The organism is Xylanimonas protaetiae (assembly GCF_004135385.1).
Taxonomy (GTDB): domain Bacteria; phylum Actinomycetota; class Actinomycetes; order Actinomycetales; family Cellulomonadaceae; genus Xylanimonas; species Xylanimonas protaetiae.
The window spans coordinates 2,804,677-2,826,264 of sequence record NZ_CP035493.1; the positions used below are offsets into that span (position 1 = coordinate 2,804,677).

At 74.2% G+C, this 21,588-nt stretch carries 22 protein-coding genes; 7 read left to right on the top strand and 15 right to left on the bottom strand.

Going from position 1 to position 21,588, the window contains the following annotated elements; genetic code table 11:
* The first annotated feature begins 66 nt into the window (after positions 1-66).
* The 3 genes from ET471_RS12975 to ET471_RS12985 all read left to right on the top strand — a co-directional run bounded on the left by ET471_RS12975 (position 67) and on the right by ET471_RS12985 (position 2,512).
* Positions 67-600, top strand: coding sequence for an isochorismatase family protein (locus tag ET471_RS12975; RefSeq protein WP_242496287.1), 534 nt, complete (start codon positions 67-69; stop codon positions 598-600).
* 130 nt (positions 601-730) lie between these two features.
* Entirely contained in the window at positions 731-1,453 is a 723-nt protein-coding gene (locus ET471_RS12980) for an SDR family oxidoreductase (RefSeq protein WP_129188946.1), read from the top strand.
* Positions 1,454-1,597: 144 nt separating this feature from the next.
* On the top strand, positions 1,598-2,512 hold the full coding sequence (locus ET471_RS12985; protein ID WP_129188948.1) for a LysR family transcriptional regulator: 915 nt from the start codon (positions 1,598-1,600) through the stop codon (positions 2,510-2,512).
* A gap of 46 nt (positions 2,513-2,558) precedes the next feature.
* On the opposite strand, the gene ET471_RS12990 is transcribed toward ET471_RS12985, so the two are convergent.
* Positions 2,559-3,389 carry a M15 family metallopeptidase gene (locus tag ET471_RS12990; protein WP_129188950.1) on the bottom strand — a complete coding sequence of 277 codons (831 nt, stop codon included), beginning with the start codon at positions 3,387-3,389 and terminating at the stop codon, positions 2,559-2,561.
* 116 nt (positions 3,390-3,505) lie between these two features.
* Between ET471_RS12990 and ET471_RS12995 the strand changes: the two genes are divergently transcribed.
* A complete protein-coding gene (locus ET471_RS12995) occupies positions 3,506-4,111 on the top strand; it encodes an RNA polymerase sigma factor (RefSeq protein ID WP_242496288.1) in 606 nt (201 codons plus the stop codon).
* Between the two features lies 1 nt (position 4,112).
* Positions 4,113-5,075, top strand: a complete 963-nt coding sequence (locus tag ET471_RS13000) for a hypothetical protein (RefSeq protein WP_129188952.1) — start codon at positions 4,113-4,115, stop codon at positions 5,073-5,075.
* On the opposite strand, the gene ET471_RS13005 is transcribed toward ET471_RS13000, so the two are convergent.
* The 8 genes from ET471_RS13005 to ET471_RS13040 form a co-directional block, all read right to left on the bottom strand.
* A complete protein-coding gene (locus ET471_RS13005; protein ID WP_129188954.1) occupies positions 5,072-6,352 on the bottom strand; it encodes an ABC transporter substrate-binding protein in 1,281 nt (426 codons plus the stop codon). The two genes, ET471_RS13000 and ET471_RS13005, sit on opposite strands and share 4 nt — an antisense overlap.
* Before the next feature lie 140 nt (positions 6,353-6,492).
* Complete coding sequence (locus ET471_RS13010; RefSeq protein ID WP_129188956.1) at positions 6,493-6,891, bottom strand: hypothetical protein; 399 nt, start codon at positions 6,889-6,891, stop codon at positions 6,493-6,495.
* 64 nt (positions 6,892-6,955) lie between these two features.
* Positions 6,956-7,777 (bottom strand): serine protein kinase RIO, encoded by an 822-nt coding sequence (locus tag ET471_RS13015; RefSeq protein WP_129188958.1) that lies wholly within the window; start codon positions 7,775-7,777, stop codon positions 6,956-6,958.
* Between the two features lie 298 nt (positions 7,778-8,075).
* The gene (locus tag ET471_RS13020; RefSeq protein ID WP_129188960.1) at positions 8,076-8,312 is read right to left on the bottom strand and encodes a hypothetical protein; all 237 of its coding nucleotides are present in this window, start codon (positions 8,310-8,312) and stop codon (positions 8,076-8,078) included.
* Positions 8,309-8,851: a DUF6529 family protein gene (locus ET471_RS13025; protein WP_129188962.1), complete on the bottom strand. Its 543-nt coding sequence runs from the start codon at positions 8,849-8,851 to the stop codon at positions 8,309-8,311. Before ET471_RS13025 ends, ET471_RS13020 begins: the two co-directional genes overlap by 4 nt.
* Before the next feature lie 46 nt (positions 8,852-8,897).
* Complete coding sequence (locus ET471_RS13030; protein ID WP_129188964.1) at positions 8,898-9,452, bottom strand: TetR/AcrR family transcriptional regulator; 555 nt, start codon at positions 9,450-9,452, stop codon at positions 8,898-8,900.
* Between the two features lie 9 nt (positions 9,453-9,461).
* Complete coding sequence (locus ET471_RS13035) at positions 9,462-10,379, bottom strand: SDR family oxidoreductase (RefSeq protein WP_129188966.1); 918 nt, start codon at positions 10,377-10,379, stop codon at positions 9,462-9,464.
* Between the two features lie 139 nt (positions 10,380-10,518).
* Positions 10,519-11,358 carry a metal-dependent hydrolase gene (locus tag ET471_RS13040; RefSeq protein ID WP_129188968.1) on the bottom strand — a complete coding sequence of 280 codons (840 nt, stop codon included), beginning with the start codon at positions 11,356-11,358 and terminating at the stop codon, positions 10,519-10,521.
* Between the two features lie 57 nt (positions 11,359-11,415).
* Here ET471_RS13040 and ET471_RS13045 point away from each other — a divergent pair, with 57 nt between their 5' ends.
* A complete protein-coding gene (locus tag ET471_RS13045) occupies positions 11,416-11,814 on the top strand; it encodes a YrdB family protein (protein WP_165350492.1) in 399 nt (132 codons plus the stop codon).
* On the opposite strand, the gene ET471_RS13050 is transcribed toward ET471_RS13045, so the two are convergent.
* The 4 genes from ET471_RS13050 to ET471_RS13065 all read right to left on the bottom strand — a co-directional run bounded on the left by ET471_RS13050 (position 11,807) and on the right by ET471_RS13065 (position 18,019).
* Positions 11,807-13,165, bottom strand: a complete 1,359-nt coding sequence (locus tag ET471_RS13050; protein WP_129188972.1) for an FAD-binding oxidoreductase — start codon at positions 13,163-13,165, stop codon at positions 11,807-11,809. The two genes, ET471_RS13045 and ET471_RS13050, sit on opposite strands and share 8 nt — an antisense overlap.
* A gap of 118 nt (positions 13,166-13,283) precedes the next feature.
* Positions 13,284-14,786 (bottom strand): AAA family ATPase, encoded by a 1,503-nt coding sequence (locus ET471_RS13055; RefSeq protein WP_129188974.1) that lies wholly within the window; start codon positions 14,784-14,786, stop codon positions 13,284-13,286.
* 76 nt (positions 14,787-14,862) lie between these two features.
* On the bottom strand, positions 14,863-16,902 hold the full coding sequence (locus ET471_RS13060) for a right-handed parallel beta-helix repeat-containing protein (protein ID WP_129188976.1): 2,040 nt from the start codon (positions 16,900-16,902) through the stop codon (positions 14,863-14,865).
* Positions 16,889-18,019 carry a substrate-binding domain-containing protein gene (locus ET471_RS13065; RefSeq protein WP_129188978.1) on the bottom strand — a complete coding sequence of 377 codons (1,131 nt, stop codon included), beginning with the start codon at positions 18,017-18,019 and terminating at the stop codon, positions 16,889-16,891. The genes ET471_RS13060 and ET471_RS13065 overlap by 14 nt, the downstream gene beginning before the upstream one ends.
* A 189-nt stretch (positions 18,020-18,208) precedes the next feature.
* On the opposite strand from ET471_RS13065, the gene ET471_RS13070 reads away from it, so the two are divergent.
* Positions 18,209-19,846, top strand: coding sequence for a GH39 family glycosyl hydrolase (locus ET471_RS13070; protein WP_129188980.1), 1,638 nt, complete (start codon positions 18,209-18,211; stop codon positions 19,844-19,846).
* A 48-nt stretch (positions 19,847-19,894) separates the two neighbouring features.
* Here the strand turns inward: ET471_RS13070 and ET471_RS13075 are convergent, their stop codons facing one another.
* Both ET471_RS13075 and ET471_RS13080 read right to left on the bottom strand, forming a co-directional pair.
* Positions 19,895-20,890, bottom strand: coding sequence for an alpha/beta hydrolase fold domain-containing protein (locus ET471_RS13075; protein ID WP_129188982.1), 996 nt, complete (start codon positions 20,888-20,890; stop codon positions 19,895-19,897).
* An 85-nt stretch (positions 20,891-20,975) separates the two neighbouring features.
* Entirely contained in the window at positions 20,976-21,554 is a 579-nt protein-coding gene (locus ET471_RS13080; protein ID WP_242496289.1) for a DUF624 domain-containing protein, read from the bottom strand.
* Positions 21,555-21,588: the final 34 nt, after the last annotated feature.

Consider the following 21,588-nt stretch of genomic DNA (forward strand, 5'->3'; position numbering starts at 1 on the left):
CGGCTACGCTCCGTTCGTGCCGCGGCGTCGTACGGCATGGCAGCCCGGACCGAGAGGAGAGCGCGAGTGGCCCGATCGGCCGTCGTGATCATCGACCTGCAGAACGGCGTCGCACCCGGCTGCCTGGACTTCGACGGCGTGGCCCGCCGGGCGCACGCCCTGGTCGTCCGCGCGCGCGACGAAGGAGTCCCCGTCGTCTGGGTGCAGGACCACGGCGGGTTCGCCGTCGGCAGCAACGACTGGGACCTGTACGGCCCGCTGGGCCGGGACGCCGGCGAGCCGCTGGTCCGCAAGGAGTACCGCGACGCGTTCGCCGGGACCGACCTGCGGGAGGTGCTCGACCGGCTCGACGTCTCGCGCCTCGTGGTCGCCGGGGCGCAGTCCGACTACTGCGTGCGGACCACCACCCAGTCCGCCGCCGCGCGCGGCTACGACGTGACCCTGGTGGGTGACGCGCACACGACGACGGACGCCCGCTGCGGCGACGTCGTGGTCACGGCGGAACAGATCGTGGCGCACACCAACAGGTACTTCGCGGGCCTGCGCTACCCGGGACAGGCGTTCTCGGTCGCCGGTCACGAGGCGGTTGCCCTGGGGTGAGACGCCCGCCGGCGTGCGGTGATGCCCGGCCGGTATCGCTACGGCGCCGAAGGTAGTAGCCACGCCCGGGGCCCGTGCCGACCCTGGTCTCGGCGGCCCACCCGGGGCCGCCTCGACCGAGGAGCACACCATGTCCCTGAGCACCAGCCACAAGGTCGTCGTCATCGGCGGCACGAGCGGGCTCGGCCTCGCCACCGCGCAGTCCGTCGCCGCGAAGGGCGCGGCGGTCGTCGTCGCGTCGCGCAACCCCGCCACCGTGGCGGCCGCGCTGCGCGCGCTGCCGCCCACCGCCACCGGGCACGCCGTCGACGCCGCCGACCCGGCCGCCGTCGCCGCGTTCTTCGACGAGGTCGGCCCGTTCGACCACCTCGTCTACACGGCGGGCGAGAACTTCGCCGCCACCACGCTCGACGGCTACACCGCCGACGCCGGGGCACGCTTCCTCGGCCTGCGCCTCGTGCACATGCTCGACGTCGTGCGCCAGGCGGTACCGCACCTGCGCGAGGGCGGTTCGATCACCCTCACCGCGGGCACCGCGGCGTTCAAGGGCGGCCCCGGCTGGTTCCTCGGCGCGGCCGTCTCGGGCGCCGTCATCTCGGCGGCCCGGTCCCTGGCCGTCGAGCTCGCACCGCTGCGCGTCAACGTCGTGGCCCCTGGCGTCGTCCGCAGCCCCCTGTGGGACGGCATGCCCGAGGCCGACCGCGAGCTCATGTACGAGGTGACCGGCAAGTCGCTGCCGCTCGGGCGGGTGGGCGAGCCCGAGGACGTGGCCCGCGAGTACGTCCACCTCATCGAGCAGGGCTACGCCACGGGCGTGGTCAGCGTCGTCGACGGCGGCACGGTGCTCGTCTGAGCACGCGGCCCCGGCGGGCCGAGCCGTGAAGACCGGCGGGCCCGGGCCGCGCGGGACGACGCCGGCGAGGCCATGATGGTCGTCACGGCGGCGGACGCGCCGCCGTGACGAGCGACCGACGCGGCGAAGGCAGCGGGGAGCAGCATGGACGTCGACCTGCGCAAGCTGCGCTACTTCGTCGCCGTCGCCCGGACGACGTCGATGCGGGCGGCCGCCGACCGGCTCTTCGTCGCCCAGCCGGTGCTCACCCGCCAGCTGCGCGCCCTGGAGCAGGAGCTCGGCGTGCGGCTGCTCGACCGGTCGCACCTGGGCACCACGCTCACCCCCGCGGGCGAGCAGGTGCTCGAGGACGCGCTGCCACTCCTGCAGGCCGCCGACGCGCTCGCCCGCCGGGCGGGGCGGGCGGCCGACGATCGGCGGCTGTTCACCGTCGCGTTCATGCCCGGCCTGGTGGTCACTGCGATGGCGTCCCGGTTCTCCGACACCCACCCGGGCTGGGACACCGACGTCGTGCGCACGTCGTTCGCCGACCAGGTCACGGTGCTGCACGACGGCACCGCCGACGTCGCGTTCGTCCGCTACCCGTTCGACGAGACCGGGCTGGCGGTCACCCCGCTGGCCGAGGAACCCCGGGTGGTCGCGCTGCGGCACGACCACCCGCTCGCGGGACGCGAGCGCATCGACGTGCGCGCGCTGGAGGACGAGCCGCTGCTCGACTCGCCCGACCTCGTGCCCGGGTGGGCCGGGGACTTCCTGCCGACCACGCGCCCGGGGGTGACGTCGCGGTCGATGGAGGAGAAGCTCGAGCACGTCGCGGCCCGGCGCGGCATCGCGATCGTCGGGGCGTCGGTCGCGGGGCTGTACCCGCGGCCCGAGGTCGTGTACCGGGAGCTCGACGGCGTCCCCGACGCGCGCGTCGCCCTCGCCTCGGCGGCGCACCGGACCGCGCCCGAGATCGCCGCGTTCCGGCGCGTGGCGCTCGAGCTGGCCGTCCCGACGCTCGGCGCCAGCTTCCGCGCCTGGCGGGGCGCGCCGGACGCGGCCCGCGCGGAGGCGTAGTGCCTGACGGAGCGGCTGGGCAGGGCAGGGCGCCTTCTCGCCCGCGCTACTCGCCGGGGTTGCCGCCCGGCACGTCGAAGATCTCCTCCAGCGTCCGGACCGCGTGCCGCGCCATGGATGAAGCGAGGTCGCGCCCGACGTAGCGGACGTGCCAGCCCTCGGGGGCGTACCCGGTGATGTCGACGACGTCGGGCGTGTACCGCAGCAGGAAGCCGAACTCCGTGACGTGCGCCGCGATCCACCGGCCCTCCACGGTGCCGGCGAAGCAGGGGCTGAAGTCGCACGCGGGCTGGGTCGAGCTGCCCAGGTCGACGGCCAGGCCGGTCTGGTGCTCGCTGTGCCCGGGCGGGGCGGAGACCTTGTCCGCCGCGGCGCGCCCGAGCTTGCGCACCCAGCCGTCGTAGGTGGAGACCTGGTAACCGTAGGAGCGGTAGGCGCTGCGCAGCGTCAGGTGCACGCCGTCCTGCTCCGCGGCGGCCAGCATGGCGGTCAGGTCCGCGGCCACGACCGGCTGGACGAGGTAGCCGCGCACCGTGGTCAGGTCCGGCACGTAGTCGGCGGGGTCGAGCGGCGTCCGCCTGTTGACCACGACCCAGGGGCTCGCGGGATCGGTCGGGGAGTGCGCCGTCAGGTCGAGGTCGGTCGGGCCCGGGTGTGCGGTCTCGTCGACCGGCGCCGGTGTGGGCGGCGTCGGCGCGCGGTCGGGGGCCGCCCGGCCGGCCGCCGCCACGCCGCCGATGCCAGGACCGGGTGGGGCTGCGGCGGGGACGGGGGCGCACGCGGCGACCAGGCCCGCGAGGCCTACGAGGCATACGAAGGCGAGGACGGCGGCGGCGAGCGGCCGGGTGGCAGAGCGAGCGGATCGGGTGGGGTTCACGCCACGGTCAGTGTCCGGCGGGGATCGTCCGATGCCATCGCGGACCTGTGACGGAGGCCATGGGCGAGGGTGTGTCATGGACCTGGCGCTCCCGGACACTGACCGGGGCGAGCGCAGTGCTCTCGCCCCTGGAGGTACCCCTGCCGATCCCTGACGAGCCGCAGTCCGTCGACGTCGTCTCCGCCCCTGTCGTCTCCGGCCCCGTCGTCTCCGACCCCTCCGGGGAGCTCAGCGCGAGCGAGGCGGAGGCGCTCTTCGCCGCGCACGCCCGCACCGTCTACCGGTATGCGCGCACGCGGGTGTCGGCGGCCGACGCCGAGGACGTCGTGGCGGAGGTCTTCGCGATCGCCTGGCGCAAGCGGGACGCGGTGCTGGTCGACTCGCGGGCGTGGCTGCTGGGGGTGGCACGGCGGGTCCTGGCGAACCAGGTGCGGGCCCAGGGCCGGCGGGCCGCGCTGACCGAGCGCCTGCGCGCCGCGCCGGCCCCGCCCGTGCCCGACGGCACGGGCCTGGTGCGCGAGGTCGACGAGCTCCGCCGGGCGCTGGCCCGGCTGCGCCCCGCGGACCGCGAGGTGATCGCCCTGCTCGCGAGCGCCGAGCTCACGACGGCGGAGGTGGCCGAGGCCCTCGGGTGCTCACCGGCCGGCGCCGCGACCCGGGTGCACCGTGCGCGCCGCCGCCTGCGGGCGGTCTACCGCCCCTCGACCGAGGAAGGAGCCTGACGTGGAGGACGAGCTCGCACGCCTCCGGCGTGCCCTGCGGGACGCGGACCGGGAGCTGGACCTGGCCCGGGTCTTCGCCGAGTCCCGGGACCGCGCGCTCACGGGCGTGACGGCGCGGGAGCGTACGCGCCGCCGCCGGAGGCCGTTGCGTGGGGGCGCTCACCGCGACCGCGGGGGTGTGGTCACGATCCCGCTGGACGTGCCGGAGGCGGGCCCCGCGTCCGTCCGCGCGCCGCGCCGTCCGTTCGCCCGGCGGGCGCTCGTGACGTCGCTCGCGCTCGCCGCGGCCGTGGTCGCCGCCGTCGCCTTCGGGCTCCCCGGCGACGAGTCTGCGGTGTCCCCGTCGGCCACCGCCGGTGCCCCGGCGGCGTCGCCGGTCCCGACGACGCCGCCGCAGGGCGCCGCTCAGCGGATCGCGGCGGCGACGTCCGCCGACGGCCTCTGCTACGTGCGCACCCGGGCGAGGCTGGGCGACGACGCGCCGGTCACCCAGGTCGACCGGCTGGCTGGCTCGCCCGCCACGCCGACGGTCGACCTGGCACGGCAGCCTCTCCTGGCTCTGCGGGAGGCGGGGCTCGCCGCGCTGCGCGACCTGCGTGCGGGCCGGGCGGACGTCTGGGGCACCGTGGTCTCCCTCGGCGTCGAGCAGACTGACGGCACGCAGGCCGAGCGTGTCCGCGCGACGACGCCGGGGCCGCCCGTGCGGGGCGGCCGGGTCACCCGCGTCGAGTACCTCGTCGACCGGGTGACCTGGCTGCCCCGCACCCAGGAGGTCCGGGCCGTCACCGACGACGGCGACGAGCTCGTCCTGGTCAGCGACCTCGCGTGGCTCGGCTGCGAGGGGCACGACGTCGACACGTCCGGCGCGGGGACCGGGAGGTCGACGGTCGACGAGGCCCCGGCAGACGGCCCCGCCGGCGTGGCCCGTGACCAGGACGGCCACGCCGGCGTGGCCCGTGACTAGTTGGTGCGCGTGATGGTGTTGTCCGCGCCGTACTTGTAGATGCCGATCGAGGCGCCCTGCGGGTCGCCGTTCTCGTCGAAGGTGACCTTGCCGGAGTAGCCGTCGTAGTCGGCGACGCCGCCGTCGTTGATGATCTTGGCGCAGTCGGCGAAGCTCGTGCACGGGGTGCCGTCGCCCGAGCCGCCCGAGACCTCCTGCATCTTGCCCGCGATGTCGGCGCCCTTGACCGACTTCGCGGCGAGCGCCGAGAGCGCGATGAGGGTGACCGCGTCGTACGACTCGCCCGCATAGGTGAACGTGGCGATCTTGTCGTTGCCCTTGCCGGTCCAGAAGTCCTGGAGACGGCTCTGGAAGTCGTCCTCGAGCGCCGGGCCGGGGATCGTGCCCTGGGCGCCCTCGAGCGAGACGGTGATGGGCGTCTTGCTCGACGCGCTGTAGTCGGTCGTGTTGCCGTCGACCATGTAGAGCTGGTCGCCGGTGACGCCCGCGTTGACCAGCAGCGGGGCGATGGTCACGAACTGCGCGAACGAGACGACGACGACGGCGTCGGGGTTCGCCGCGGTGACCTGGGCGACCTGCGCGTCGAACGTCGTGTCGCCGACGTTGAAGGACGCCTGGGCGACGACCTGGCCGCCCGCGGCCTCGAAGGTCTCCTTGATCTGGGCGTCGAGGCCGGTGCCGTAGGCGTCGTTCTGGTAGATGATGCCGAGGGTCTTGTGCCCGTCCTCGGCGATGAGGTTGCCCAGCACCTCGCCCTGGAGGAAGTCGCTCGGCGCGGTGCGGAAGTAGAGGCCCTGGTCGTCCCAGGTGGTGAAGTCCGGCGACGTGTTCGACGGCGAGACCGTGAGGATCCCGGCCGCGATGTTGCCGTCGAGGATGATCTTCGAGACGCCCGACGACGCGGCGCCGACCATCGCGGTGACGCCGGCGCTGCGGAGGCGCTCGATCGACGTCTCGAACGCCTTGGTGTCCGTGTCGCCCTCGTCGGTCGCGGTGTAGTTGATCGTGATGCCGGCGTTCGCCTCGTTCACCTCCTGCACGGCGAGGCCGACGCCGCCCTCCATGGGGGCGTCGAGGAACGAGAGCGAACCGGTCTGGGGCAGCAGCGAGCCGAGCTCGAGCGTGAGAGGGGCCGACGACTGGGCGTCGGCGGCGGGGGACGTGCCCTCGTCCGACGAGGGCGTGGACGAGGAGCAGGCTGCGAGCACGAGGGAGGTCGCGCTGAGCAGCGCGACGCCCCCCACTGCGCGCAGGCGGGAACGGGAGGTGATGGCCATGGTGCACACCTTCTGCGCTGAAGAGGCTGTCTGACAAGACTTTCGTGTCCGGAGGTCGCCCGCCGGATCCGGCATATGGTGCCACACCGCGCGACCTGCTGCGTCGGGGTTTCGGGGCGACTTTTCCGGCACCGCGCGGCCTACCCCGGCAGGGGTACCAGCACGCAGATCTCGAAGCCGTCGTGCTCGCGCCGCAGCAGGTAGCGCACCCGCTCCACCGCCTGCTCGCCCGCGTACTGGTCGCGGTAGCTCCAGCGCACCTGGGCCCACACGAGCGCGTCGCTCAGGGCGTCGGCGTCCTCGACCTGCGGCACCGCGGCGACGACGTCGCGGGCGCGGTGCGCCTCGAGCCGCGGCCGCAGCGCCGCGTGGACGGTGCCGGCGTCGGGCGCGGGAAGCGACCCGTCGGCACCCACCAGGAGGGCCGGGAACGCGACCCTGGCGGCGATGCCCTCGAGGTCGCCTGCGCCGAGCGCCAGGCCGTAGCCCACGAAGAACGCCAGCAGGTCCTCGCGGTCGTACGCCGTCGTCGCGCCCATGCGGTCCAGGGTAGGCGGGGCCGTCCCGCCACGCGCGAGCGTGGTGGGACGGTCCCCCGGGGCGCTACCAGGCCTGCGCGTAGACCTCGGCGAAGAGCTCGTCGGGGTCGGTCTCCAGGCCGCGCGCCGTGAACCACGCGCACATGTTCACGCAGTCGCGGTGCAGGAACTCCACCGCGAACGGGCTGGCGGCCAGGTCGACCACCTGCGGCACGTCGATGATGACGAGCCGCTCGCCGTCGGCCAGCACGTTGTACGGCGACAGGTCGCCGTGCGCCCAGCCGAGCCGGGCGATCGTGCCCATGGCGTCGCGCAGCTGCTCGAGGTAGCCGGCGACGACGTCGCGGTCCGGCCGGGCCTGGGCGAGGCGCGGTGCCGCGGCCCAGGCGCCGTCGTCGGACTGCGTGCCGACGAACTCCATGAGGATCTCGGTGCCGTCGATCTGCACCGGGTACGGGACGGGCGCGCCCGCGTCGTACAGGGTGCACAGGGCGTCGAACTCGACCTGCGCCCAGTGGCCGGCGCGCACGGCCCGGCCGTACTCGGACTTGCGGTTGTCGGCCGCGCGCTGGTCGCGCGACTTCTTCACCTTGCGGCCCTCGGAGTACGAGTCGTCGCGGGTGAACTGGCGGTGCTCGTGGCCGCGGTACCGCTTGGCGGCGAGCAGGGACCACTGGTCGGGGTCGTCGGGCACGGCGCGCTCGACGAGGAACACGTCGGCCTCCTTGCCCGTCTTGAGGATGCCGAGCTCGGTGTCGAGCGCGGCGGACGCGGTGACGATCCAGGAGGGGTGGGGCTGGGGGCCGCGCTGACCCTTGGCCACGGAGGTCCAGGTGGACCAGCGGGTGCCGGGCGCGGGCAGGTCGTACGTGTCCGGAGCGGACATGGTGGGGGTCTCCTCAGGGGAAGGTGGCGGGCTTCGCTGCCCTGCCTCCCGGCGACCCAGGGGTTGCGCGCGTGCTCAGGGGCGGTGCGGGAGGCAGGCGGGAACGACGACAGTCATGGCCTTGCCTCCCTTCCGGCGGTGCACCGAGCACGTGCGTGATCGGACCCGATGCTCGCACCGTCCCGTCGCGGGGCGCCAGGCATTTACGGCCGCAGCCCCGCGACCATCGCCCCGGCGGTCGCGGCGGCCAGCGCGACCAGCACCCACGTGGGCAGGTGGTGCCACCAGGGGCGGCGCATCAGCCCTTGCCCCTGTCCGGGCCGGACCGGTCGTCGCCCCGCTCGTCGCGCCTGTCGTCGTCCTCCCGGCCTCCGTCGTCGTCGTGTCCGTCGTCGCCGTCGCGTCCGCCGTCGTCGCCCGGCGTCGGGCCGACGGCGGTGAAGCCGGCGAACCCGCCGAGCCCGGCGACGACCGCGACGGCCAGGCCGACCAGGACCGGCCGGCGGTCGACCCCGTCGGGGTCCGGCGCGTTCACGGGCCCACCGTCAGCAGGTACCAGAGCCCGGACGTCGCCCAGACGACGCCGAGCAGCGCGACCACGAGCCCGCCGAGCACGGGCAGCACCCACCCGGGCAGGCCGCGCACGCGTAGCGCGAGCATCTTCACGGTGAAGACGCCGAAGAACGCGCAGCCGAGCACGGAGTGCACCAGCACGCGCGTGGAGCGGTCCTCGAACCCGAGCGACCACACGCACGCGAACGCGACGGGCAGCGCGAGCCCGAACGCGGCGACCCCGCTCCACCGGTGGACCCAGGCGACCCAGCCGGGGCCGCCGCGGTACATCGCGACGGCGGAGGCGAGCTGGACCACGACGAGGGCGGCCGCGGCGGTCGCGAGGGCGGTCTTCGCCGCGACCATCGAGCCGAACCAGAGGGTGAACAGCGGGGCCCCGTCCCCGGGGTGGGCGTCGGCGTAGCCGGCCAGCGCACCGGAGACGGCGATCCCGGCCGCGACGGCGCCCGCGAGCGCCCACCGCCAGCGGGCAGTGCGCGCGACCTCGGCGTCGGCGGCCATGGGCCTACCGTGCCAACCGCCGGGCGGCGCGGCAAGCCCGCGCGGCTCAGGGGGCGATGACGCGCTCCACGGACCGCCGCACGTCTGCGGCGGCCTCGTCGGCGGTGGTGCCGCTCGCGAGCACGCCGAGCGCGGCCCCGTAGACGACGCCGAGCACCTGGCCGAGGAGCCGGTCGGGGGTCTGCGACCGGTCGAGGTCGGTGCGCTGCTCCAGGGCTGCGGCGAGCGCCGCCATCTTGGCAACCTGCGACGACGCCCCGGGCTCGATCGTGGCGAGCCGCCCGGGGCGCTCGAGCGTGTGCCAGAGCAGCAGGCGGGTCAGGTCGGAGCGCTCGACCGTGAAGCGGAACAGGCGCTCGGCGTAGCCGGGCAGGTCGTCGGCGTCGAAGGGCACGGTGTCGAGGAGCTCGGCGATGCGGTCGGCGAGCACGCGGTCGAACAGGGCGTCCTTGCCGCCGAAGTTGGCGTAGATCCGCTCTTTGTTGGCCCCGGCGCGGGCGGCGATGCGGTCGACGCGCGCGCCGGCCAGGCCGTGCTCGGCGAACTCGTCCCCGGCGGCGGCCAGGATGCGCTCCGGGGTGGTGCGCTGGCTGCTCGGCATGGGCCCACCCTAGGCGAGGGGGAGCGCGGTCCCGGTGATCTGCTCGGCGGCGGCCCAGACCCGGGCGGCCGCGGCGTCGTCGCGCATGCGCCGGTTGAGGCGGGCGGGGCCGGGCTCGCCCACGAGCGTGAACCGTCCCGTCGGCCCGTAGTACGCCCCGTTCGCCGCGGCGGGGTCGGCGGCGGCGAACAGGATCGGGCCCGCGCCCTCGGGCGGCAGCATGGACGGCAGGATGCGCATGCCCTGCAGGGGGCTCCAGCGCGGCTTCGCGCGGCCGAGGTTCGGGCCCGCGCTCTGGAGGTTGGTGCGGGTGAAGCCGGGGTGCGCGGCGGTCGAGACGAGGCCCCAGCCCCGCCGGTCGGAGACGTGGGCGAGGTGCCGGGCCAGGTACAGGTCGGCGAGCTTGGAGGCCGCGTAGGCGCCCGACGCCGAGTAGCGGCGGGTCCGGTCGGGGTCGGCGAGGTCGATGCGGCCCCAGTTCGCCGTGCCCGAGCTCATGGTCGCGACGCGCGGGGCGGGGGAGGCGAGCAGCAGCGGGAGCAGGAGGTTCGTCAGGGCCAACGGGCCGAGGAAGTTGGTGCCCCACTGGAGCTCGTGCCCGTCGACGGTCTCGTGCCGGGTCGGTACGGCCATGACGCCCGCGTTGTTGACGAGCGTGTCGAGGTGGTCGAGGTCGCGGTGGAGCCCGTCCGCGAACGCGCGGACGGACGTGAGGTCGGCGAGGTCGACGATCCGCACCTCGGCCTGGGCCCTCGGGTGCGTCGCGTGCAGCGCCGCGAGCGCGGCGTCGCCGCGTCCCTGGTCGCGCACGGCGAGGACGACGCGGGCGCCCGCGCCGGCGAGGCGTACGGCGGCCTCGCGTCCGGTCCCGGAGCTGGCTCCGGTGACGACGACGGTGCGGCCGGTCTGGCGGGGGACGGTGTACATGGCGTGGCTCCCTGGTTTGTGAGGTCATGCCAACCAACTAGTTGGTTGGCATGTGTCCAGGGTGCACCCAGGGCGCCGCGGTGCGCAAGCCGTGGCGCGCGCGGTCTGCGTCTCAGGTGTCTCAGGTGTCTCGGGCGTCTCAGGCGCCGAGCAGGGCCGCCGTCGTCGTCGTGAACCAGGCGGCGGAGGCGTCCCACAGCGCGAGCGTGTCGACGCCGAGCAGGTCGAGCGCGGCCCAGCCGACGCCCACGACGGCATAGATGCTCACCGGCGTCATGACGAGCCACTCGCGCCACGACCCGGCGTCGCCGAGCAGGGGGACGGACACGTTGCCGCCGCGGCGCCACACGTTGTCGAACGGGAGCACGGGGTGGCGGCGCACCCAGCGCGGCGAGCGGATACGGATCGGCCACAGCAGCGGCACGCCGTTCGTGGTGAGCAGGTCGCCGAGCAGGTGCACGAGGCCGCCGAGGCCCACGCAGAACGGCATCCAGAACCATTCCTCAGGGGCGTAGACCGCGATGATCGTGGCGAGCGCGACAGACGCGAGCCACGACCAGGCGGTGCCGGTGCGCGTGATCCGCAGGGCGCGCAGGGCGAACGAGACGAGCAGCACCGCGACGATGCCCGGGCCGATGAGCACCTCGCCGAACGTCGACGTGCTGAACGTGACGTGGCCCGCCAACCAGGCCAGCGCCGTGAAGACGGCGACGCCGAGCAGGGAGTGCGTGCCGCCGCGGTGGCCGCCCGAGACGGCCGCGATGCCGCGCGCCACGCCCTCCGACACGGGCGGCAGGGAGTGGGCGATGGTGCCCGCGTGGTGGTCGGCGTCGGGCAGCAGCGCCGCGCCCGCGCACACCAGCGCCCCGGTGATGATCCCGACGTCGGAGACGGGGTAGAGGCCGAGCGCGATCGGTGTGGTCGCGGTGACGGCGACCCAGGCCGCCGCCCCTGACGCTGCATGGTGTCCGCCCATCATGGGGCACGACCGTACCGGTACTTCTACGCAGGTCAGGGACGCGGTACCGTCGCGTCCATGACTGCGACGGGGCAGCCTGATCCCGACCTCGGGCCTGTCCAGGAGGGGCCCGCGGCGATCGTGCGCGGGGTCGCCCTCCTGGCGCGGTTCCTGCTCGAGCTCGCCCTCTACGTGACCGTCGCCTACGTCGTGTACACGGTGTCTGGCCGCGGGTCGCTGCGGGGGATCGCGGCCGGGGCCGCGGTGGTCGCCGTCGGCGCCGTGTGGAGCGTGTGGCTCTCCCGGCGGGCCACGCACCGGCCGGCCGAGCCCGTCAGGCTGCTTCTCGAGGTGCTCCTCTTCGCCGGGTGCGGTGCTGCGCTGTGGGGGCTCGGCCACCCGGTCCTCGGGGCGGCGCTCGTGGCGGCGTGGGTCGCGGACCGGGTGGTGCTGGCGAGCGTCCGGCCCGTCACCTGACCGGGTGGTTGGCGGCGAACAGCCGGTCCGGGTCGGCGGCGGCCCGCACGGCCGACAGGAGCGCCCACGCGTCGGCGTCGTAGCCGACGCGGGCGTCGACGGCCGACTCCGCGAACCCGAGGTACTGGCGCCCGGTGAGCCACGGGGCCATCGCGGTGACGAGGCCCTCCGCCTGAGCCCGCAGCCGCACCGCGTCGTCGTGCGACGGGGCGATCCCCACGGTGAAGAGCAGGAACTGCCCGGGCAGGTGGGACAGCGCCCCCGCGCCCTCGACGACGCGGCCGAGCGCCCCGCCGAGCTGGCGCAGCTCGGCAGCGAGCAGCCCGGGCTCGCGGTCCCATGCCGCGAGCAGCGCGTCGACGGCGGCCTCGGGCAGCGCCGCCAGCGACCCGGACGCCGACACGGACGGCGACGGGCCCTCCGGGTCCAGGTGCAGCCGGGCGACGGCGGCGGCCGGGACGCGCGCGAACGTGTCGAGCTCGGGCTCGAGCGCCCGCAGCGGGGCGAGGAGCTCGGCGGCGCGCTCGTCGGAGTCGAGCACCGCCCCGTCGAGCAGCACGACGTCGCGGCCGCGCAGGACGTCCGGCACGTCGGGGATCGGCGGGACGCGCAGCAGGCGGACCGTCGTGGTGATCTCGTCGGGGGCGTCAGGTGCCCAGCGCGCCCAGGTGCGCAGCACGTCGCGCGCCCGGGACGCGTCCCAGATCATGAGCCCGGCGTGCACGTCGGGCAGCGGGAACAGCGACACCTCGAGCGCGGTGACGACGCCGAAGCTGCCGCCCCCGCCGCGCACGGCCCAGAACAGGTCGCGGTGCTCGGTCGCGCTCGCGCGCACGATCTCGCCGTCTGCCGTCACGAGCTCGACGGCCACCACGCTGTTCGTGGTCAGGCCGCGCTTGCGGCCGTAGAGGAACAGCCCGCCGGCGAGGGCGAGGCCGACGAAGCCGACGTCGGGCGCGGAGCCGTGCAGCACGGCCAGGCCGTGGGCCGCGGCGGCCTCGACGACGTCGATGGCCGGCGTGCCGCCGAGCACCCGGGCGACGCGTCGGACCGGGTCGACCTCGACGCCGCGCAGCCGGTGCAGGCGCAGCAGCAGGACGTCGTCGAGGCCGTGCGCGGCGAGCGCGGCGGCGCTGTGGCCGGTGGACTGCGGGGCGACGCGCAGGCCGGCGGCCCGGGCGGTCCGCACGACGGCGGCGACCTCCGCGGCGTCGGCGGGCTCGGCGACCGCGGCGGGGCGCTGGTCGACGGCGAGGTTCCAGGGGGTCCGGGCGTCGTCGTACCCGAGGTCGGAGGGAAGGTGGACGGTGGTCGCGGCAGCGAGCGCGGCGCGCTCTGCGGCGGTGGTCATGATGGTCACGGGGAAGACAGAGGCGGAGACCGCGTCTCGCGGACACTGTTCGCTCACAGCGAACGGGTGGGCGTGCGGGCGGCGTGCCCGCGAGGGACGAGGTAGGCGGACCGGCCGGCTACCCTCGCGGGACGAAGGTGAAGGTCGAGGCGAACGCTGCCGGTCGGCCGCCGCGCGGCCCCTGCCCGTCGCGGCGGGCCGCGCCCCCGTCGTCGCGGCCCTCGGACGACACGCCCAGCAGCGAACGCGTGATGCTCTCGGCGTCGGCCGTCATCTCGGTGACGGCGCCGGCGAGGTCGTCGTCCGTGACCTCGCGGCCGTCCTCGGAGGCGAGGAGCACCGCGCGGCGGATGACCTCCTTCACGAACGAGGCGGTGACGCCCAGGGTGCGCGCGGCGGCGTCGTCGAGCGCCTCGGGCGACAGCGGGAGCGGCCCGCGGTAGAGCTCGAACAGCCGGCGGAGCGCCTCGGCGTCGGGCAGCGGCACCTCGACCGCCAGGTCCACGCGCCCCGGGCGCTGGGCGAGGGCCCGCTCGAGCAGGTCGGCCCGGTTGGTGGTGAGCACGAACGCGACGTCGGCGTCCGGGGCCAGGCCGTCCATCGCGTCGAGCACCTCGAACAGCAGGGGCTGCGGCCCGTCCCGGAACGAGCGGTCCTCGGCGATCAGGTCACAGTCCTCCAGCACGACGATCGCCGGCTGCATGGCGCGCGCGGTCTCGGCGGCCAGCCCGACGAGCCGCAGGGTGGCGCCGGCGAGCACGACCACGGTGGTGCCCTCGCTGGCCCCGACCAGGTGCCGCACGGTGTGCGTCTTGCCCGTGCCCGGCGGGCCGTACAGGAGCACGCCGCGCTTGAGGTGCTGGCCCGCGGCGCGCAGCGCCTCCTTGTGCTGCGCGACGCCGAGCACCTGCCGCTCGATCCGCACGAGCGTCCCGGGCGGCAGGATCACGTCCTCGGCGGGGACCGGCGTCCGCCGCAGGAACGTGATGCCCGACGCCGAGGGCTCGTACGGGTTGCCCGTGAACGACACGACCTGCCCGCGGAACACCGAGTGGGTGACCATCGCCGCACGCAGCTCGGCCAGCAGCGCGAGCGTGGTGGTCTCGCTCGCGCACAGCACCTCCAGGGCGCTCTGCATCCCGTGGCGTGGTGAGCCGGTGCGCTGCAGCAGCGCGACCGGGACGCCGTCGACGGCGAACAGGTGCAGGCCGAACGCGACCGTGCGCCGCTCCGAGTCCGGCCCGGTGGCCGCGCGCGCGTAGTCGACCGCGCCGACCGGGAACTGCCGGAACCGCCCGGAGTGCTCGACGATCTCGGAGAACGACGTGTGCATGCGCTGCTCGCCGCCGCCGACACCGACCAGCCGGCCCCCGCCGTGCCCAGCGATCACGGCCTCGAGCGCCACGTCGGCGTCGACCTCGCGAAAGCTCGACACCGCCTCGGTCACGACGGCGAGGGTGCGGGGGTCGACGCCGAGGTGCTCGCGGAGCAGGTCGGAGACCGACAGACCGTCCTCGGTCTCGTTCTGCTGCTCGAGTCTCGCCGCCGCAGCGGACACCCGCTGGAACGCGGCCAGGAACGCGGTCAGGTCGGGGGTGGGCACGCCGTCGTCGGAGGTCATGGCTGGGACCCTAGGGCCGACGCCCGTCCCGCGCGACGGCTCCGCGGCGGTCGCCGCGCGGGCAGGGCGGCCCGGCCTAGCGCCGACCCTCCGGGCCCGGCGCAGCGAGGACCAGGGTGGCGGGTGCCGATGCGGCGAACGGCCCGGGCACGACGTCGTCCCGGGGGGTGCCGGTGAAGTCTGTGCTGAGGTCCAGGTCGGACCCGTCGGGGTGGGTGAAGGCCATCTCGGCCTGGTAGGTGGTCCCGAGACGCGCGGTCGTCACGGGAGCGACGACGTCGGCGCGTGCCGTGTGGGTGACGCGGACGGTGCCGGCCGCAGCGTCGAGCACCTCGACGCGCACCGGCGTCGTGCCGACGACGTGGGCCGTGGGTTCCGCGCGGAACGGCTCGGCGCCCTCCGCGTAGAGGTTGCCCTCGACCCAGACGGGGAGGCGTGCTCCGGCCAGGGCGCTGCCGTCCTCGTTCGGGTACTCCTGCGCCGTCGGGTAGGCGTCGTACTGCGAGGTGCCCACGGGCGTGGGCACGAAGGTGGCCTGGCCGGGCACGCCGTCCATGTCGATCGCCCCGGACCAGAAGCTGGCGAGCGTCGGCTCCGCCTGGGCCTGCGGTGCGGTGCCGTCGCCGACGAAGACGTTGTTGTAGAACCGGTCGTCGCCGCCGAGGATGTTCGAGACGCCGTAGACGGCCGTCGAGTGCGGCAGGTGGTACGGGGTGTACCGCTGGTGCTCGGTGCAGTTCGCGAGGCGGCCCGCGATGTAGTTGTGCACGTACGCGCCGCCGGTGGACATGTCCTTGACCGCCCACGGCGACAGGAACAGGTTCGAGTCCACGAGGTACGGGCCGTGGCAGACCTCGACCATGAAGTCCTCCGCGGTGGAGGCGTAGAAGACGTTGCGCCGCACCAGGGTGCCCTGGGCCTGCCAGTCGAGCCAGAGCGCTCGGTGCGTGTGGTGGATGGTGTTTCCGCTGATCACGGTATCGATGGCGGCGTGCAGCTTGATGCCCGCCACCTCGGCGCCGTGCCACTGGCGCTTCACGTGGATGCGGGAGATGTGGTTGTCGGCGATGGTCGAGAACGCCGCCCCCAGGTGCCCGACGACGCCGGCCTGCTCGCAGTCGCGGATCGTGTTGCGGCGCACCGTGTGGGAGCCGACGTGGTCCGGGCTCCACGGGTGCGGCTCGCCGGCGTCGGGCCCGCGCAGCGCGAGCGCCCGCTGGATCACCTCGCGCTCGCGCTGCGTGCCGCCCTTGGCGCCCTTCGGCCCCGCGGCCGCCTCGTTCTGGCCGGTGCTGGCTTCCTTGCCCAGGGAGATGCCGACGTTCTTCGAGTCGGTGATCGTGTTGTCCTCGATCACCCAGCCCTTGGACCAGTGCGGGCCGATCAGGCCCTCCTGCAGCGCGGTGGGCGGGGCCCACTGCGTGGCGGCCTTCGTCAGGGTGAAGCCCCGCACCGTGAGGTGGTCGATGCCCGTGGCCGCGGGCCAGAACACGAACGTGCGTGCGTTGACCTCGATCTCGTGCTCCGCCGGGTCGGCACCCCCGAAGTTCGCCCAGATCGTCGTGACGTCGTCGCCGACCTCGCAGTACCAGGTCAGCAGGGAGCCGTCCCGGTCGAACGAGTCGGTGGTGACCTCGGGGCGCTCGACGCCGCCCAAGGTCAGCGACTCGTACATCGATTTCCCGTCGAGGTAGACCTCGCCCGTGTGCCAGGTGTTGACCTGGTCGAAGAACCAGTCGCCGCCGATGCGTTCGGTGTACGGGTTGCGTGCCCCGAACACGGCGTTCGGCACCGTCGCCACCCATACCCCACCCGTGGGCCCGGGGTGGGGGTGCCAGCCGGTGACCACCTCGGCGCCGGAGATCGTGACCGGCTCGTACAGGCCGTCTGCGCCCCGCGCGGCCTGGTAGGTGATCGGCGCGCCGGCCGTGCCGCCGCGCGGCGGGTTCACCCACTCGCGGTACACGCCTTCGTGCACGACGACCGTGTCGCCGGGGTGGGCGAGCGCCGCGGCCGCGCCGATGGTGAGCAGGGGGTCCGCGGCGGTTCCGGCGGCGCCGTCGGAACCGTGCTTCGCGACGTGGATCTCCGCGCCTGGAACCTCAGCCTTGGGCATTCGCTCTCCCGGTGTCCTTGTTGGGGGCAGGAACAGGCGCGAGGGCGCCTGTTCGGTCAGTTCGGTCAGTGCCGCAAAGACCTCGTCTCGCGGTGGTCCCGCGCACGGTCAGCGATGTCGCCAGCTCGACGTGGCTTGACGCGGGGCGTTGACCGCCGGCCATCGCCACGACGGTCTGGACGGCCATCCGCCCCATCCCGTCGAGGTGCTGGTGGACCGTCGTGAGCGGAGGCGTCGTCCACGCGGCCTGGGGCGTGTCGTCGAACCCGACGACGCTGAGGCTCTCCGGGACCCGCACCCGCAGCTCGCGTGCCGACGCCAGGACGCCGACCGCGAGCTCGTCGTCGGCGGCCATGATCGCCGTCGGCGGATCTGGTAGCGCCAGGAGGTCCCGTGCGTGCCGCGCGCCGGCGGCGACGTCGAACTGGTCGGCTCTCACGAGGTCCTGGTCGAGGTCGATGCTGGCAGCGTCGAGGGCTGCCTGGTAGCCGTAGAAGCGGTCTCGTGCCGCGTTGGAGGCCTCGGGTCCGCCGATCCAGGCGATACGTCGGTGGCCCAGGGCGATGAGGTGGTCGGCGGCCGCGCGCGCACCGGACCAGTTGCTCGAGCCGATGCTCACCATCCGCTGGTGGAGCGTGTCCACGGGGTCGACCATCACGAAGGGCAGCTCCGCGTCCGCGGCCGCGTCGATGAGGGCGTCGGGCTCGGACAGCGTCAGCCCGACGATGCCGACCGCTCCGCAGGCGCGCTGCTCGGCGACCCACTCGCGCGCGACCGCGCGCTGTGCCCGGGCGGTTCTGTCCGGGGCGAGACGCGTCAGCAGGTCCAGCTTCCCGTCGGTGGCCGAGGCCAGCACGCCCTGGAGGACGTTGAGGATGTAGGGCGACGCGGGGATGTCGAAGACGACGACGAGCGCTCGCCGTGCCGCGCCGTGCCCGATCGCGGTCGTCGACCGGTAGCCGAGGGCTGTCACGGCTGCGAGGACGCGCTCACGGGTCGCCGCCGCGACGTCGTCCCTCCCGTTGAGGGTCTTGGAGACGGTCGCCTTCGAGACCCCTGCTGCGGCCGCGACGTCGTCCAGGGTCGCCCGTCTTGCCGCTGCCTCCTCGGCGCTCACGAGACCTCCGACCGCGAAACTGTTTTGACTATGGAGCCGGCGCTCCCCGGCGTCACTCTATGCACTGCGGCGCGTTGGTGTCATCTGTCGAGTTCGCTACGCTGAACGAGCGATCGGGTAGTGCGAAAAAGTTTCGGCCATGTTCCCTGATCGCGTGACCCGCCGCGTGGGACTCAAAGGAGCTCTTCGATGCCGCACCAGACACTGCCATCGACCCTGCTGATCGACGGTCTCGAGCCGGCCGACGTCGCGCTGCGCCACGTCTGGAACGAGTGCGTCGGTGCGGGCCGCGCGAACGAGGCGTTGCGGGCCGACTGGCAGGCGCACTTCCGCGAGGCCGTCGACGTCCTGGGGGTGCGCTACGTCCGCTTCCACGGCCTGTTCCACGACGACATGTTCGTGTACCGGACCGACAACGGCGGCGGCTTCGGCCCGAGCACGCCGCTCGCCGAGCCCGTCTACACCTTCGCCTACGTGGACAAGGTGTTCGACGCGATCCTCGACGCCGGCGCGCGTCCGTTCGTCGAGCTCGGCTTCATGCCGCGACAGCTGGCGACGCAGACCGAGACGCTATTCTGGTGGAAGGCGCACTGCAGCCCGCCCAAGGACATGGGGGCGTGGGTCGAGCTCGTCACCACCACCGTGCGGCACTGGGTCGACCGCTACGGGATCGACGAGGTCCGTCGGTGGCCGTTCGAGGTCTGGAACGAGCCGAACCTCGTCCCGCACTTCTGGACCGGCACCCGCACCCAGTACTTCGAGCTCTACGGGGCGACCGCCACGGCCATCAAGGCGATCGACCCGCAGCTGAAGGTCGGCGGGCCGTCGACGAGCGTGTTCGTCCCCGACGCCCGCTACGCGGGGGAGTGGCACGACCCGTCGCTCGAGGTCGGGACGGCCGTCGCCGCCGACCCCGACGACCTCGACTGGCAGCCGGTCTGGATCCACGAGTTCCTCGCGTACTGCGCGCAGCGCGGGCTGCCGGTCGACTTCCTGTCGACGCACCTGTACCCGACGGACTTCGCCGCCGACTCGCTCGGCAATCTCAACGCGATCACGCGCCGGCGCGACGCCACCTATCTCGACCTCCAGCTCATGCGCACGATCATCGAGAACAGCCCGTACCCCGACGCCGAGCTGCACATCACCGAGTGGTCGACGTCGCCGTCGAGCCGCGACGCGATCCACGACACGCTCTTCGCGGCGTCCTACATCGTGCGCGCCTTCCTCAAGGGCGCCCCGCTCGCCGAGTCGATCTCGTACTGGACCTTCACCGACGTGTTCGAGGAGGGCGGCGGCGGCATCGGCCCGTTCCACGGCGGCTTCGGCTTCGTCAACGAGCAGGGCCTGCACAAGCCGACCTTCCACGCGATGGCGATGCTGGGTCGCCTCGGCGACCGGCTGCTCGTCGAGCTGGAGCACGGAGCCATCACCCGCTCGTCCGCGACGGGCGACGTCTCGGCGATCTTCTACAACTACCCGGCCGACATGGGCAAGACCGGACTGGCCTCGCGGAACTCCTACGCGGACACGCGCGAGCTCGCCTCGGTGGGACCCGCGAGGCGCGTCCGGCACACCGTCGCGGGCCTGACCCCGGGTGCCACGTTCGCCGTCGAGATCCTCGACGGGGAGCACGGGAACGTCGCGGAGGCCTGGTACCAGATGGGCGCGCCGCTCAACCTCTCGCGTCAGGACGTCGTCGACCTCAGGTTGGTCGCCGACGACCTCGACCGCCGGACCCTCACCGCCGACGCGGACGGCGTCCTGACGATCGACGTCGACCTCCCGCCCTGGGCCGTGATGTCGGTCGCGTCGGCCGCCGGCTGAGCGCGAGCCGCGTCACCGACGACGCAGCCGACGGCTGCGCTCGGCCCGTCAACGCCCACGGTGCGTCAGCCGCGCTGCCAGGACGTCGAAGGTCGCGGCGGCCGCGTCCAGCCCGACGCTGTCGAGGTGCCCGTGCGGCACGCCCCGGCGCAGGTGGCTCTCGACCTTGACGCCGGCGGCCTCGAGCTGTTCGACGAACTGCTCGCCGCTGGCGCGCAGGACGTCGAGCTCGGCGTTCTCCACGTAGGTGGGCGGGAGCACCGACAGGTTCTCCGCCAGTCCGGCGTACGCGTACGGCGTCGCGGGGCCGCCTCCGAGGTACGTGCGGTCGATCGCTCCGCGCGCGTCGGGCGGGAACAGCAGCGCCGGCGGCACCGTGGCCAGGGTGGCGGTCAGCTCCGTCGTCAGCGCCGGGAGGGTGCCGTGCAGGACGGGGTACACGAGCAGGAGCTGCCACGGTGCGTGGCCCTCGTCGGCCAGGCGCAGCGCCACGCCCGCGGAGAGGCAGCCACCGGCGCTCGCGCCACCGATCGCCAGGCGCTCGGGGTCGAGGTGCAGGTCGGCGGCCAGCTCACGCACCGCCGTGTAGGCGGCATGGCAGTCGTCGTGCGGGACGGGGAAGCACACCGGCTCGCCGCGCTCGTCGATGCGGTCGTCACCGCCGCCGCCGAGCTCGGCGGGCACGGGGCACAGTCGGTAGTCCACGGAGACGACCACGGCGTCCGCGCGCCCCGCGACGCCGCGAGCCGTCGCGTCGGCCTCGGCCATGTCGAGGCCACCGAACGAGAACGCACCGCCGTGGACCCACACCAGGCCCGGACGGCCGCCGGCCGGCGGCGGCGTGCGGGGCAGGTAGACGCGCACCGGCACGGCCCCGTGCGGTCCGGGGACGGTGCTGTCGAAGACCTCCAGGTCCCATGGCTCGGCCGGCCCGTACGGCGCCTTCCAGCGGGCCTCGAGGTCCGCGGGGATGTCCCCGTACGTCGGGTAGGGCGCGACGAGATGCCGGCGCTCCTCCATCTCGGGAACGAAGGTCTTGTCCATGCACTGCTCCTGGTCGATCGCTGACGACGGTACCGCGGGCGGGTGCTCGCACCTGTGGCGCAACTCGGGTCCATGGCGGAGAACGTCAGACCTCCGCCTCCTCCGGTTCCGGCTGCACGTACCCCCGGGCGACGAAGAACCGCTCGAGCAGGGAGCACCACCACAGGAGGATCAGGCCTGGTGCGACGAACACCGCTGGCATGAAGTTCCACACGGCGACGCCCCCGAGGACCAGGGCGATCCCGAGCAGGAACGTCAGGCTGGGCGTCGTCAGCCCCAACGTGAACCCGTTGCGCACCTGGCGCCAGGTGGGGTTGGTGAAGCGGGCTGCGAGGGGGAGGCACCAGAAGAGCAGGAGCACGAGGAACAGTGCGACGACGACGAGCGGCACCAGCACCTGACCCGTTCCGAGGGTGGGCAGGGAGGAGAGCGCGAAGACACCGGCGGCCGCGACGGGGACGGCCAGCAGGCCGACGAGGGTCGCCTGCCTCCAGCTCTGCCGCCAGGCCTTGGCGGCGACGTCCCAGAGGCCCGCGTCCTTGCCCAGGACGTACCGACGGCAGACCTCGTAGGCGACCACCGTTCCCGCTCCCGCCGTCACGACCAGGGCAAGGCTCACGAGCCAGAGCAGGTTGACCACGATGACGGAGCCGAGGGAGTCCATGCTGCGCCACAGTCGCGACGCGGGATTGAAGCGG

Coding starts and splice junctions, on each gene's coding strand:
- ET471_RS12980 (WP_129188946.1), top strand. CDS start 731: ATGTCCCTGAGCACCAGCCACAAGGTCGTCGTCATCGGCGGCACGAGC.
- ET471_RS12985 (WP_129188948.1), top strand. CDS start 1,598: ATGGACGTCGACCTGCGCAAGCTGCGCTACTTCGTCGCCGTCGCCCGG.
- ET471_RS13005 (WP_129188954.1), bottom strand. CDS start 6,352: ATGGCCATCACCTCCCGTTCCCGCCTGCGCGCAGTGGGGGGCGTCGCG.
- ET471_RS13010 (WP_129188956.1), bottom strand. CDS start 6,891: ATGGGCGCGACGACGGCGTACGACCGCGAGGACCTGCTGGCGTTCTTC.
- ET471_RS13015 (WP_129188958.1), bottom strand. CDS start 7,777: ATGTCCGCTCCGGACACGTACGACCTGCCCGCGCCCGGCACCCGCTGG.
- ET471_RS13025 (WP_129188962.1), bottom strand. CDS start 8,851: ATGGCCGCCGACGCCGAGGTCGCGCGCACTGCCCGCTGGCGGTGGGCG.
- ET471_RS13030 (WP_129188964.1), bottom strand. CDS start 9,452: ATGCCGAGCAGCCAGCGCACCACCCCGGAGCGCATCCTGGCCGCCGCC.
- ET471_RS13035 (WP_129188966.1), bottom strand. CDS start 10,379: ATGTACACCGTCCCCCGCCAGACCGGCCGCACCGTCGTCGTCACCGGA.
- ET471_RS13040 (WP_129188968.1), bottom strand. CDS start 11,358: ATGATGGGCGGACACCATGCAGCGTCAGGGGCGGCGGCCTGGGTCGCC.
- ET471_RS13045 (WP_165350492.1), top strand. CDS start 11,416: ATGACTGCGACGGGGCAGCCTGATCCCGACCTCGGGCCTGTCCAGGAG.
- ET471_RS13050 (WP_129188972.1), bottom strand. CDS start 13,165: ATGACCACCGCCGCAGAGCGCGCCGCGCTCGCTGCCGCGACCACCGTC.
- ET471_RS13055 (WP_129188974.1), bottom strand. CDS start 14,786: ATGACCTCCGACGACGGCGTGCCCACCCCCGACCTGACCGCGTTCCTG.
- ET471_RS13060 (WP_129188976.1), bottom strand. CDS start 16,902: ATGCCCAAGGCTGAGGTTCCAGGCGCGGAGATCCACGTCGCGAAGCAC.
- ET471_RS13070 (WP_129188980.1), top strand. CDS start 18,209: ATGCCGCACCAGACACTGCCATCGACCCTGCTGATCGACGGTCTCGAG.
- ET471_RS13075 (WP_129188982.1), bottom strand. CDS start 20,890: ATGGACAAGACCTTCGTTCCCGAGATGGAGGAGCGCCGGCATCTCGTC.
- ET471_RS13080 (WP_242496289.1), bottom strand. CDS start 21,554: ATGGACTCCCTCGGCTCCGTCATCGTGGTCAACCTGCTCTGGCTCGTG.